Below are 13,758 nucleotides of genomic sequence, written 5' to 3'. Positions count from 1 at the left end.
ATGAAAACGACATCTGAAATTGAAGAATTAGTATCAACTGAAACAAAGAGAAGATTGGAAGAAATGGAGTCGCCAAACTACGAGTTTGTTCAACCCTTCCTAAAAAGTGATTTCATTTTAATCATCTCCATAGTCCTAATCAACCTTGTTTTGATTATCTTAGCAATGATGGGAGGAATTCAATAATATGTCTAAAATGAATGACTATATCCAACAAGAAACCATAACAGGAATTGTACCCATGACCAATAAGGATCGTCAGTATTCTTTTTGGGATCTCTTTCTATCGACAAGTGGTTTTGCCATTGCCACTTGGTGTTATACTCAAGGGGCTTATGTAGCTCAATATTTGACCTTTAATCAAATGTTGATTAATATTTTTAGCTTTAACATTATCTGGGTCTTTATTGAGTGTCTCCCAATTCTGTTTGCGGTTAAATATGGGATTGATTTGTGGATTTGGTTGAGAGCTGTTCTAGGAAAAAGAGGTGTAGCTCTGTTATCAACCATTATTAGCTTGGCTAACTTTGGATGGTATGCTGTTGCGGCCAATCTTTTTGCCAGTTCCATGATCCATTTGGCAAATAATTTTGGTCTTGGTTTGGACAAGGGAGTATGGGCGCCTATTCTTGGAACCCTCTGTGTTCTACTTGGAACTCTCATTGCTCTTGGAGGTCCAGAGGTGATTAAATGGACCAATCGCTTCTTGGTCATCGCCTTATTGATTGTCGGTCTCATCATCGTTGGAATCTGCTTTGTCGCCGTTCCTATAACGGATATTATGAATATCCAACCAGCCACTCAAGGAGATTTGACGCCGTTAGAACGCTTCATGCTTTCTGGAGAAGGAAATGTTGCCTTTGCTTTTTCTTGGTCTACACAGGCGTTGGTTTTACCACGTTTAGCAAAATCAGAACGCAGTGGTTATTGGGCTACAGCCTTATCATACGGAGTTGTGGCTCCATTCTTCGTTGCGACAGGTGGAGTCATGGCTCTAGCCATGTTTGTCAAAACAGGTGTCTATGAAAGTGATCCAACGACGATGCTTTCAACTCTAAGCACACCAGCCTTTGCTCTCTTAAGTTTACTACTAGTAGCCTTCGCCAATATTGGAACCCAGGGGACTGGATCGTATGTGAACTGTATGATTGTCAAAAGTGGGATGCCCAAAGTAAGCTATAAACTAATGGTTTGGATTGCCATGGTTTATGTGAGTCTACTCACTATCTGGGGAGGAGTAGAAGAGTATTTCGGCTCCTTCATCTCCCTAGCCGCCTATATTCAGGGGCCAATTATTGGTATGATTGTTGTCGACTATTTTATCTTAAGAAAACGAAAACTCGACTTGCGTTCAGCCTATTTCCTTGAAGGGCATGACGCCTACGAGTTTACTAAAGGATTTAACTTAGTTGGCTTGTCTTGCGTATTTATCTCCTTATTGGTAGCGGTACTTTTTGTCTACAACCCTGTAACTGCACAAATTCAAAGTCCCATCTTTTTAATCACAACGGGTAGCGGATTTACTGCGCTATTTGGCGGTCTACTATACTGGTTAGCTAGTCTTAGCCCTCTAAAACGTTATATGATAAAAGATCGAGACACTATTACGATTTAAGAAGAGAGGGGACTTCGGTTCCCTTTTAACTTACACTGGCATTTTATGCAAACTTCTCAGATTATTCAAAATCTTGAAAAAGAGATGAAAGCGTTTGATAGATTTTCTAAGAAAGTGTATAATAAAAGTAGCAATATAGAAGGAGAAGTCTCATGGCAGTTAAAGATTTTATGACCCGTAAGGTAGTTTATATCAGTCCAGATACGACTGTAGCACACGCAGCAGATTTGATGCGCGAGCAAGGTTTGCACCGTTTACCTGTTATCGAAAACGATCAATTAGTCGGATTGGTAACAGAAGGAACCATCGCGGAAGCCAGCCCATCTAAAGCAACCAGTCTCTCTATCTATGAGATGAATTATCTTCTGAATAAAACCAAAGTAAAAGATGTAATGATTCGAGATGTCGTGACGGTTTCTGGCTATGCTAGTCTAGAAGATGCGACCTACCTGATGCTGAAAAATAAAATTGGGATATTACCAGTCGTAGACAATCATCAGGTCTACGGCGTCATTACAGATCGCGATGTTTTTCAGGCTTTCTTGGAAATCGCCGGATACGGAGAAGAGGGGATTCGTGTTCGTTTCATTACAGAAAATGAAGTAGGAGTACTGGGGAAAATTGTAGCTTTAATTGTAGAAGAGGATTTAAATATTTCCCATACTGTAAACATTCCACGTAAGGATGGCAAGGTCGTCATCGAAGTTCAAATTGATGGAAAAATCGATTTGACTGCATTAAAGGAAAAGTTTGAAAAAGAAGGAATTCAAGTGGAGGAGATTACTCATACCTCTGCCAAAGTCCTTTAAACAAGAGGCTTTAAAGCCTCTTTTCTTCTGCCGTCAAAAGCGGTGAAAAGCAAAATATGGAAAGAAATGAGAGATTATGGTATAATAAAACGATATGAAAAGGAGTATCTATGGACATTTCAGAAATTCGTCAAAAAATTGACGCAAATCGTGAAAAATTAGCTTCTTTTAGGGGGTCTCTTTGACCTCGAAGGCTTAGAGGAAGAGATTGCCATCTTAGAAAACAAGATGACAGAACCTGATTTTTGGAACGATAATATCGCGGCCCAAAAAACGTCGCAAGAATTGAATGAATTAAAAAACACCTACAACACCTTCCGTAAAATGGAAGAGTTGCAGGATGAAGTTGAGATTTTATTGGACTTTTTAGCAGAAGATGAGTCAGTCCATGATGAACTGGTCGAACAGTTGACAGAACTGGATAAGATGATGACCAGCTACGAGATGACCCTTCTCTTGTCAGAACCTTATGACCATAATAATGCCATCTTGGAAATCCATCCAGGATCTGGTGGTACTGAGGCACAGGACTGGGGAGATATGTTACTTCGTATGTACACTCGTTATGGAAATGCCAAAGGCTTTAAAGTAGAAGTCTTGGATTACCAAGCAGGTGATGAGGCTGGTATTAAGTCGGTAACTTTATCATTTGAAGGACCTAATGCTTATGGTCTTCTCAAATCGGAAATGGGTGTGCACCGTCTGGTGCGAATCTCGCCATTTGACTCTGCCAAACGCCGCCATACTTCCTTTACATCCGTAGAGGTTATGCCTGAGTTGGATGATACCATCGAAGTGGAGATTCGTGAAGATGATATCAAAATGGATACCTTCCGTTCAGGTGGTGCTGGTGGACAGAACGTCAATAAGGTTTCAACAGGTGTGCGTTTGACACACATTCCTACGGGAACTGTCGTCCAATCAACGGTCGATCGTACCCAGTATGGAAATAGAGATTGTGCCATGAAGATGTTGCAGGCTAAGCTCTATCAAATGGAGCAAGAAAAGAAAGCTGCGGAAGTTGATTCCCTTAAAGGTGAGAAAAAAGAAATCACATGGGGAAGCCAAATCCGTTCTTATGTTTTCACGCCTTATACTATGGTAAAAGATCATCGTACAAGCTTTGAAGTTGCTCAGGTAGATAAGGTGATGGATGGAGACCTTGATGGTTTTATCGATGCCTACCTCAAGTGGCGAATCAGCTAAGATAGAAAGGAACTCATATGTCAATCATTGAAATGAGAGATGTTGTCAAAAAGTATGACAATGGAACGACTGCCCTGCGTGGTGTATCTGTTACCATTGAACCAGGAGAGTTTGCCTATATCGTAGGACCTTCTGGGGCAGGTAAGTCAACCTTTATTCGAGCTTTATACCGAGAAGTAAAGATTGAAAAAGGAAGCCTAACAGTTGCAGGCTTTAATTTAGTTAAAATTAAGAAGAAAGATGTCCCACTACTACGTCGTAGTGTCGGGGTAGTCTTTCAGGATTACAAACTCTTGCCTAAGAAGACTGTTTATGAGAATATTGCCTATGCAATGGAAGTAATCGGTGAGAGCCGTCGCAACATCAAAAAACGTGTTATGGAAGTATTGGACCTGGTTGGTTTGAAACATAAGGTTCGCTCTTTCCCTAATGAACTCTCAGGTGGAGAGCAGCAACGGATTGCGATTGCTCGTGCGATTGTCAACAATCCTAAAGTATTGATTGCCGATGAGCCAACAGGAAACTTGGACCCAGATAATTCATGGGAAATTATGAATCTGTTGGAACGCATCAATCTCCAAGGTACTACTGTCTTGATGGCAACCCACAATAGCCAGATTGTAAATACCTTGCGCCACCGTGTCATTGCCATTGAAAATGGCCGTGTCGTTCGTGACGAAGCTAAAGGAGAATATGGATACGATGATTAGTAGATTTTTTCGCCATTTATTTGAATCATTAAAAAGTTTAAAACGAAATGGCTGGATGACAGTAGCAGCAGTGAGTTCGGTTATGATTACCTTAACACTCGTTGCCCTGTTTGCATCTGTAATTTTTAATACAGCAAAACTGGCTACCGACATTGAAAACAACGTTCGGGTCATGGTTTACATTCGTAAGGATGTAGCTGATAACAGTGAAACGATTGAAAAAGAAGGTCAGACAGTTACCAACAATGACTACCACAAGGTCTATGATGCTTTGAAAGCTATACCTGCTGTTAAGAGTGTTACCTTCTCAAGTAAAGAAGAACAGTACGAAAAACTAACGGAAACAATGGGTGACGATTGGAAGGTCTTTGAAGGGGATGCAAACCCTCTCTATGATGCTTATATCGTCGACACAAATTCTCCGAGTGATGTTAAAACGGTAGCTGAAGAAGCTAAGAAAATCGAGGGAGTTTCAGAAGTTCAAGATGGTGGAGCCAACACTCAACGACTTTTTGAACTAGCTTCCTTTATCCGTGTTTGGGGATTGGTAATTGCAGGGCTCTTAATTTTTATCGCAGTCTTCCTCATTTCCAATACCATTCGTATCACCATTATTTCACGTAGTCGTGAGATTCAGATCATGCGTCTTGTAGGAGCGAAAAATGGCTATATCCGTGGTCCATTCTTGCTAGAAGGTGCTTTTATTGGCTTGCTCGGTGCAGCAATTCCTTCAGTCCTTGTATTCTTTGTTTACAATATGGTTTATCAATCGGTCAATAAATCTTTGGTAGGTCAAAACTTGTCAATGATTACGCCAGATGTGTTTATCCCTCTGATGACAGTCCTATTATTTATAATCGGAATTTTTATTGGTTCAATTGGTTCAGGGATTTCGATGCGTCGATTCTTGAAAATCTAGTTGGATTTAAATGCAAATTGCAGTACAAATCAGAAAAATAATACATATTTAAAAGAGAAGTTTTTGTAAACTTCTCTTTTTCCTTTTTAAATTTTAAAAAAATAGACAATTTTTTTATAAAAGCCTTTACAAAAAAAATAAAAGTGGTATAATTAATACATAACCAAATGCAAACGTTTTCGTAAAACGTTTGCCTAAATAAAATAAAGGAGATTTGAATGATGAAAGCTACATTCAAAAATGTCTTGTCTTTCGAATTTTGGCAAAAATTCGGTAAGGCTTTAATGGTGGTTATCGCCGTTATGCCAGCGGCGGGATTGATGATCTCAATCGGTAAATCAATCGTGATGATTGACCCAAACCTTGCTCCTCTAGTGATTACAGGTGGAATCCTTGAGCAAATTGGTTGGGGGGTTATCGGTAACCTTCATATCTTGTTTGCCCTTGCTATTGGGGGAAGCTGGGCAAAAGAACGTGCAGGTGGTGCATTTGCAGCTGGACTTGCCTTTATCTTGATTAACCGTATCACAGGTGCTATCTTCGGTGTTACAGGTGATATGTTGAAAAACCCTGAAGCAATGGTTAATACCTTCTTTGGTGGTTCAATCAAGGTTGCTGACTACTTTATCAGCGTTCTTGAGGCACCAGCTCTTAACATGGGGGTTTTCGTAGGGATTATCTCTGGTTTTGTTGGGGCAACAGCTTATAACAAATACTACAACTTCCGTAAACTTCCTGATGCCCTTTCATTCTTCAATGGTAAACGTTTCGTACCATTCGTCGTTATTCTTCGTTCAGCTATTGCTGCAATTCTACTTGCTGCCTTTTGGCCAGTAGTTCAAACAGGTATCAACAACTTCGGTATTTGGATTGCCAACTCACAAGAAACTGCTCCAGTCCTTGCACCATTCTTGTATGGTACTTTGGAACGTTTGCTCTTGCCATTCGGTCTTCACCACATGTTGACAATCCCAATGAACTATACAGCTCTTGGTGGAACATACGAAGTGTTAACTGGTGCAGCAAAAGGAACACAAGTATTTGGTCAAGATCCACTTTGGCTTGCATGGGTAACTGACCTTGTTAACCTTAAAGGTTCAAATGCTGACCAATACCAACACCTTCTTACAACAGTCACTCCAGCTCGTTTCAAAGTTGGACAAATGATCGGTTCATTTGGTATCTTGATGGGTGTCATCGTTGCTATCTACCGCAATGTTGATGCTGACAAGAAACACCAATACAAGGGTATGATGATTGCGACAGCCCTTGCAACATTCTTGACAGGGGTTACTGAACCTATCGAGTATATGTTCATGTTCATCGCAACACCGCTTTACCTTGTTTATTCAGTAGTTCAAGGTGCTGCCTTTGCTATGGCAGATATTGTTCACCTTCGTGTCCACTCATTCGGTTCAATCGAATTCTTGACTCGTACACCATTGGCAATTAATGCTGGTATTGGTATGGATATCGTTAACTTTATCTGGGTAACTGTTCTCTTTGCGGTTATCATGTACTTCATTGCCAACTTCATGATCAAAAAATTCAACTACGCAACTCCAGGACGTAACGGAAACTACGAAACAGCTGAAGGAGCATCAGAAGAAGCAACTCCTGGAACTCCAAAAGTTGCAGCAGCTTCTCAAGCCGTAAATATCATTAACCTTCTTGGCGGTCGTGCAAATATCGTAGATGTGGATGCATGTATGACTCGTCTTCGTGTAACTGTTAAAGATGCAGATCGCGTTGGTACTGAGGAACAATGGAAAGCAGAAGGAGCTATGGGTCTTGTCATGAAAGGACAAGGTGTCCAAGCTATCTACGGACCAAAAGCTGACGTATTGAAATCTGATATCCAAGATATCCTTGATTCAGGTGAAATTATTCCTGAAACTCTTCCAAGCCAAATGACAGAAACTCAACAAAATACTGTACACTATAAAGGTGTAACTGAGGAAGTTTACTCAGTAGCTGACGGTCAAGTTGTTGCTTTGGAACAAGTGGAAGATCCAGTTTTTGCTCAAAAAATGATGGGTGATGGATTTGCAGTAGAACCAGCAAATGGTAACATTGTATCTCCAGTTACTGGTACTGTATCAAGTATCTTCCCAACAAAACACGCTCTTGGTCTTGTCACTGACTCAGGTCTTGAAGTGCTTGTTCATATTGGTTTGGATACAGTAAGTCTTGAAGGAAAACCATTTACTGTTCATGTTTCTGAAGGACAAAAAGTGGCTGCTGGTGATCTTCTTGTTACAGCTGACTTGGATGCTATTCGAGAAGCAGGACGCAAAACATCAACAGTGGTTGTCTTCACAAATGGTGATGTCCTCAAATCAGTTAAATTAGAACAAACAGGTTCTCTTGCAGCTAAAACAGCAGTTGCTAAAGTAGAATTGTAATATACTTGGGGTTGGAAGCTGTTTTCCAACCTCTTGTTTTAGGAGAAAAGCATGAAATTTCTAACACTCAATACTCACAGTTGGATGGAGAAGGAAGCAGAGGAAAAATTCCAAATCTTACTCCAAGATATTCTCGATAAGGACTATGATTTGATTTGTTTCCAAGAAATTAATCAAGAAATGACTTCGCCTGAGGGAGAGGTTAATAATCACTATCAAGCTTTACCATCAGCAGAACCCATTCATCAGGATCACTATGTCCGACTCCTGGTTGAAAAATTGGCTGAGAAAGGGAAAAGCTACTACTGGACTTGGGCTTACAATCATATTGGCTATGACCGCTACCATGAAGGCGTAGCCATCTTATCCAAAACACCTATTAAGGCGCGTGAGATTTTAGTATCAGATGTAGATGATCCAACGGACTACCATACTCGTCGCGTTGCCTTGGCTGAGACAGAAGTTGAAGGAAAGGAACTGGCTCTTGCAAGCGTTCATCTCTCTTGGTGGGATAAAGGTTTCCAAGAAGAATGGGCACGATTTGAGGCTGTACTAAAAGATTTGAACAAACCTCTGATTTTAGCAGGTGATTTTAATAATCCAGCTGGTCAGGAAGGCTATCAAGCGATTTTAGCTAGCCCATTAGGATTACAAGACGCGTTTGAAGTTGCGAAAGAAAGAAGTGGTAGCTACACCGTTCCACCAGAAATTGATGGTTGGAAAGGCAATACCGAGCCACTACGAATCGACTACGTCTTTACGACCAAAGAGTTGGAAGTAGAGAGTTTACAAGTAGTTTTTGATGGTCAAAATAGTCCACAAGTCAGCGATCATTATGGTTTGAATGCTGTATTGACCTGGAAATAATGAAAGAGGTTGGAACCAGATAGTTTCAACCTTTTAATCTACTTGAATCTTTACTACAGGACTGAGACTCAAATGGGACTACTGCAATGGGACAAAATATGGTATAATTGAAAGGATAGAAGCGAGGATAGTATGTCATTTAAGAAATTTCAATTTAAAAATTATATAGTAGAAGCCTTGGAGGAGTTAAAATTTACAACTCCAACAGAGGTACAAGAAAAATTAATTCCTATTGTACTGGCAGGTCGTGACTTGGTGGGCGAGTCAAAAACTGGTTCAGGAAAGACTCATACTTTCTTATTACCAATTTTCCAGCAATTAGATGAAACTAGCGATAGTGTGCAAGCAGTCATTACTGCACCTAGTCGTGAGTTGGCCACTCAAATCTACCAAGCAGCTCGTCAGATTGCAGCTCACTCAGATGTCGAAGTTCGTGTGGTTAATTATGTGGGTGGTACGGATAAGGCGCGTCAGATTGAAAAACTTGCTAGCAACCAACCACATATCGTTATCGGAACGCCAGGTCGCATCTATGATTTGGTCAAATCTGGTGATTTAGCTATTCACAAGGCCAAGACCTTTGTCGTCGATGAAGCCGATATGACCTTGGATATGGGATTCTTGGAAACCGTTGATAAGATTGCAGGTAGCCTTCCAAAAGACTTGCAGTTCATGGTCTTTTCAGCAACTATTCCACAAAAATTGCAACCGTTCTTGAAAAAATACTTGTCAAATCCTGTCATGGAAAAAATCAAGACTAAGACAGTTATCTCAGATACGATCGATAATTGGTTGATTTCTACCAAGGGCCGTGACAAGAACGCTCAAATTTACCAGCTGACTCAGTTGATGCAGACTTATTTGGCAATGATTTTTGTTAACACAAAAACGCGTGCTGATGAGTTACATGCCTACTTGACTGCTCAAGGATTGAAGGTAGCTAAGATTCATGGAGATATTGCTCCTCGTGAACGCAAACGGATCATGAATCAGGTGAAAAATCTGGATTTTGAGTACATTGTTGCAACAGACTTGGCAGCGCGTGGAATTGACATTGAAGGGGTCAGCCATGTTATCAATGATGCCATTCCGCAAGACTTGTCTTTCTTTGTTCACCGTGTTGGACGAACTGGGCGCAACGGACTGCCTGGTACAGCTATTACCCTTTACCAGCCAAGCGATGACTCGGATATCCGCGAGTTGGAGAAATTAGGGATCAAGTTTATTCCTAAGATGGTCAAAGACGGAGAGTTCCAAGATACCTATGACCGTGATCGTCGTGCCAACCGTGAAAAGAAGCAGGATAAGCTTGATATCGAAATGATTGGCTTGGTTAAAAAGAAAAAGAAAAAAGTCAAACCAAGCTATAAGAAGAAGATTCAATGGGCGGTGGATGAAAAACGTCGCAAAACCAAGCGTGCTGAAAATCGTGCACGTGGCCGTGCTGAGCGTAAAGCCAAACGCCAAACATTTTAAGAACAAAATTGGAGCTGAATGGCTCCTTTTTTTAACTTCATTTTATGAATTTTTAAAAATACTGCAAAAAAAAATAAAAAGTGGTATAATGATAAGGTTATATAGTCCCGATAAGGTGGTAGAAAGATCTATTTTTCTTTCGAGTTGAAACCGTAGAGGATAAGATTTTTTACCAGTACTTTGTAACTCTATAACAATATTTTTTAAGGGGGGACATTTTTATGTCAGAACGTAAATTATTCACGTCTGAATCTGTATCTGAGGGGCATCCAGATAAGATTGCAGACCAAATTTCAGATGCGATTTTGGATGCTATTTTAGCAAAGGACCCAGAAGCGCACGTTGCTGCTGAGACAGCTGTTTATACTGGTTCTGTCCACGTTTTTGGTGAAATATCTACAAATGCCTATGTGGACATTAACCGTGTGGTTCGCGATACCATTGCAGAGATTGGCTATACCAATACAGAATATGGTTTTTCTGCGGAGACGGTAGGAGTACATCCGTCACTTGTTGAGCAGTCACCAGATATTGCTCAAGGTGTTAACGAAGCCTTGGAAGTTCGTGGGAATGCAGATCAAGATCCACTGGACTTGATTGGAGCTGGTGACCAAGGTCTCATGTTTGGATTTGCAGTAGATGAGACAGAAGAACTTATGCCATTACCAATTTCACTTAGTCACAAACTGGTTCGTCGTTTGGCGGAACTTCGCAAGTCTGGTGAAATCAGCTATCTTCGCCCAGATGCTAAATCACAAGTTACTGTTGAGTATGATGAAAATGACCGTCCAGTGCGCGTGGACACAGTCGTGATTTCAACTCAGCACGATCCAGATGTCAGCAATGAACAAATTCACAATGATGTGATTAGCAAGGTTATTAAAGAGGTGATCCCAGCTTCTTACTTGGATGAGCAAACAAAATTTTTCATCAACCCAACTGGTCGCTTTGTCATCGGTGGACCTCAAGGAGACTCCGGTTTGACTGGTCGTAAGATTATCGTGGATACTTATGGTGGCTACTCTCGTCACGGTGGTGGTGCCTTCTCTGGTAAGGATGCGACTAAGGTTGACCGCTCAGCCTCATATGCAGCTCGTTATATTGCTAAAAATATCGTTGCAGCAGGTCTTGCCAAGAAAGCAGAAGTTCAATTGGCCTATGCTATTGGTGTTGCGCAACCTGTTTCTGTCCGTATCGATACCTTTGGTACAGGAACAGTAGCTGAAAGCAAACTTGAGAAAGCGGCTCGTCAAATCTTTGACCTTCGCCCAGCAGGAATTATCCAAATGTTGGACCTCAAACGTCCAATTTACCGTCAAACAGCGGCATATGGACACATGGGACGTACAGATATTGACCTTCCATGGGAACGTTTGGATAAGGTAGATGCTTTGAAAGAAGCTGTGAAATAAAAATAAAAGATTGGTAGAAACTACCAATCTTTTTTTGCAAAAGAAAACCAGCTTATGGCTGGCTTTCTTATTTTGTAGGAATAGAAATTTCAATCAATTTATCTGAATAAAGCGTCTTGATATTAGCTTCATCGATATTATCTTTATCGATTTTGCGTTTCATGAAGAAATCTTGGATGGTTTCGATTTCCGGTTCACGAATAGCGCGGTGTTTGTTGGAAATGAGGATTTCATAGTGAAGCGGAGCTTGAGTGAAAATCACATCTGTGTTTCCAGCTGAATAGACTTCAACAAGCGTTGCGTCAGTGCTTTCTAATTGGCTTTTAACAAGTTGCGAGTGTGAATTAGTCGTGTTGATAAGCTTCATAATAGTTCCTCCGATTTTCTAACTCTATTATAGCACTTTTTGGATAAAATCGTGTATTTTAGTCAATTCCATGCTGGATTTTCCAAGCTTCAATTCCCCATTTGTGGCCACCACGTTTGAGTTTTTCTATTGCCTCATCAATAGGAAACCAAGCAATATGATTAAAGTCTTCTAAAGGTTTTTGTATTTTTTGGAAAGAAGTGGCTTCGTAGAGATAAGCTGGATTGTAGTAGTAGGTGTCACGGTGACGAGAGTAGAAATACTCATCAGCTTGTCCGAAATAGCTTCCAATTTCAGCAGTAAAACCGAGTTCTTCGATGAGTTCTCTCTTCAGTGCTTCTTGATGGTCTTCTCCCGCTTCAATCTCTCCACCTGGCAAGAACCAAGCACCATTGGGAGCTTGAACTAAAACGATTTGTTTTTTTTCAGGATCAGGAATAACTGCGTAAACACCATAGCGGTGCTGGTAGGTCACATTCTCTTTTTTTTCACCAAAAGTTGGGTTTGCCATTGCATTTTCCTCATTCTCTAGTATCTTTATTATTATCATAATGGACGAGGGGCTAGCTGTCAAGAATTTACAGTTATTTTAGTAAAAAAGGTGCAGAAATTGTTAGACTTCCTGCACCTGTTAGGTCGTTTTATTCTTCTATTTCAGAAGCAATCTCTTCTGTTTTCTCAGTTTTTTTGGCAGATTTGATTTGAATATTGCCATTGCTTGTCATAACTGCCTTGAGGTCTTTTTCACTTGGATTTTCAAGGTAGAAGTCTGTTATGGCATCCTCGATATGGTCTTGAATGGTACGGCGGAGTGGGCGTGCCCCCATTTTTGGATCATAACCTAAGTCAACCAACTTTTCCTTGACCTTGTCTGTCACATCGAGGTGGATATTGTTGCTAGAGAGGCGTTTATTGACATCCGCTAGCATGAGTTCGACGATTTGGAGAAGGTTGTCCTTGCTGAGAGGTTTAAATTCGATGATGCCGTCAAAACGGTTCATAAACTCTGGACTAAAGAAGTTACCGAGTTCACCGAGAACAGAGTTGGTACGTCCTTCACGAGCAGCTCCAAAACCAACGCTGGCTTCGGCCTTACCAGTACCCGCATTTGAGGTCATGATAATGATAGCATCCTTAAAGCTAACTGTGCGTCCTTGCCCATCAGTCAAACGACCATCGTCCAAGACTTGAAGGAACATGTGCATGACATCTGGGTGGGCTTTCTCGACCTCATCGAGAAGGATGAGTGAGTAAGGATTGCGACGAACTTTTTCCGTTAACTGACCAGCTTCATCATAGCCAACATAACCTGGAGGGGCACCGACTAATTTAGCCACACTGTGTTTTTCCATGTATTCACTCATATCAAAGCGAATCATGCTGTCAGCAGAGCCAAAGAGCTCAATGGCTAGTTGTTTAGAGAGTTCTGTCTTACCGACACCAGTTGGTCCGACAAAGAGGAAGCTTCCGATTGGCCGGTTAGGAGTTCCAAGTCCAACACGATTACGACGGATGGCTTTGGCAATCTTATCGACAGCTTCATCTTGACCTATAACATGGGCCTTGAGGTCGTCTGCTAGATGGATAAGCTGAGACTGTTCTTTTTCTTTGAGTTCTCCAACAGGGATATTGGTTTTCTGCTCAATGATATGTTCGATTGTTTTCTCGGTGATGATTGGAGTATCCTGATCGGTCACCTTGTTTTTCTGCATTTCCTTGTACTTGGCAATCTGATCGCGGAAATAAGCAGCCTTTTCAAAATCTTCCTCTCGTGTAGCTTGAGCCTTGAGATTTTCAGCCTCAATCAAGCGCTGATCAATCACTTTAGGATCAACAAAGTTCAGTGTCAGATTCATCTTAGAACCAGCTTCATCCAACAGGTCAATAGCCTTGTCTGGCAAGAAGCGGTCTTGGATATAGCGATTGGATAGATTTGCAGCAGCTTCTATAGCCGCATCAGTATACTTGACGT

The 13,758-nt window shown here is 41.0% G+C and carries 13 protein-coding genes; 10 read left to right on the top strand and 3 right to left on the bottom strand.

The features are described 5' to 3' along the window. The 10 genes from GMD6S_RS03070 (at window position 1) to metK (ending at window position 11,419) form a co-directional block, all read left to right on the top strand. Window positions 1-186, top strand: coding sequence for a hypothetical protein (locus tag GMD6S_RS03070; RefSeq protein WP_000859106.1), 186 nt, complete (start codon window positions 1-3; stop codon window positions 184-186). Between the two features lies 1 nt (window position 187). Then, the gene (locus GMD6S_RS03065) at window positions 188-1,615 is read left to right on the top strand and encodes a cytosine permease (protein ID WP_000041470.1); all 1,428 of its coding nucleotides are present in this window, start codon (window positions 188-190) and stop codon (window positions 1,613-1,615) included. A 152-nt stretch (window positions 1,616-1,767) separates the two neighbouring features. Beyond that, window positions 1,768-2,424 (top strand): CBS domain-containing protein, encoded by a 657-nt coding sequence (locus GMD6S_RS03060; protein ID WP_000268644.1) that lies wholly within the window; start codon window positions 1,768-1,770, stop codon window positions 2,422-2,424. A gap of 110 nt (window positions 2,425-2,534) precedes the next feature. Next, window positions 2,535-3,630 (top strand): peptide chain release factor 2 gene (gene prfB, locus GMD6S_RS03050; protein WP_155991745.1). Its coding sequence is split into 2 segments (ribosomal slippage): window positions 2,535-2,606 and window positions 2,608-3,630, totalling 1,095 coding nucleotides; the frame shifts between segments, so codons are not numbered across the junction. A 17-nt stretch (window positions 3,631-3,647) separates the two neighbouring features. Further along, on the top strand, window positions 3,648-4,340 hold the full coding sequence (gene ftsE / locus GMD6S_RS03045; RefSeq protein ID WP_000022275.1) for a cell division ATP-binding protein FtsE: 693 nt from the start codon (window positions 3,648-3,650) through the stop codon (window positions 4,338-4,340). Beyond that, on the top strand, window positions 4,333-5,259 hold the full coding sequence (gene ftsX, locus GMD6S_RS03040; RefSeq protein ID WP_000625553.1) for a permease-like cell division protein FtsX: 927 nt from the start codon (window positions 4,333-4,335) through the stop codon (window positions 5,257-5,259). Before ftsE ends, ftsX begins: the two co-directional genes overlap by 8 nt. A 218-nt stretch (window positions 5,260-5,477) precedes the next feature. Then, window positions 5,478-7,664 carry a PTS transporter subunit IIBC gene (locus GMD6S_RS03035; RefSeq protein WP_000973824.1) on the top strand — a complete coding sequence of 729 codons (2,187 nt, stop codon included), beginning with the start codon at window positions 5,478-5,480 and terminating at the stop codon, window positions 7,662-7,664. A 51-nt stretch (window positions 7,665-7,715) separates the two neighbouring features. Next, window positions 7,716-8,531, top strand: coding sequence for an endonuclease/exonuclease/phosphatase family protein (locus GMD6S_RS03030; protein WP_000670845.1), 816 nt, complete (start codon window positions 7,716-7,718; stop codon window positions 8,529-8,531). 132 nt (window positions 8,532-8,663) lie between these two features. Then, window positions 8,664-10,007, top strand: coding sequence for a DEAD/DEAH box helicase (locus GMD6S_RS03025; RefSeq protein WP_008289134.1), 1,344 nt, complete (start codon window positions 8,664-8,666; stop codon window positions 10,005-10,007). Between the two features lie 221 nt (window positions 10,008-10,228). Beyond that, entirely contained in the window at window positions 10,229-11,419 is a 1,191-nt protein-coding gene (metK, locus tag GMD6S_RS03020; protein ID WP_000003939.1) for a methionine adenosyltransferase, read from the top strand. Between the two features lie 67 nt (window positions 11,420-11,486). On the opposite strand, the gene GMD6S_RS03015 is transcribed toward metK, so the two are convergent. From GMD6S_RS03015 to GMD6S_RS03005, 3 genes are all read right to left on the bottom strand, one after another. After that, on the bottom strand, window positions 11,487-11,786 hold the full coding sequence (locus GMD6S_RS03015; RefSeq protein WP_000767191.1) for a DUF1827 family protein: 300 nt from the start codon (window positions 11,784-11,786) through the stop codon (window positions 11,487-11,489). Between the two features lie 58 nt (window positions 11,787-11,844). Next, window positions 11,845-12,297, bottom strand: a complete 453-nt coding sequence (locus GMD6S_RS03010; RefSeq protein ID WP_000013088.1) for an NUDIX hydrolase — start codon at window positions 12,295-12,297, stop codon at window positions 11,845-11,847. 130 nt (window positions 12,298-12,427) lie between these two features. After that, window positions 12,428-13,758: AAA family ATPase (locus tag GMD6S_RS03005; protein ID WP_000322495.1), on the bottom strand; the 1,331-nt coding region annotated here is incomplete at its 5' end.

It is taken from the genome of Streptococcus sp. GMD6S, from assembly GCF_000297015.1.
Note: the sequence above shows the minus strand (reverse complement) of the source record. Positions and strands in the feature narration are given on the sequence as shown.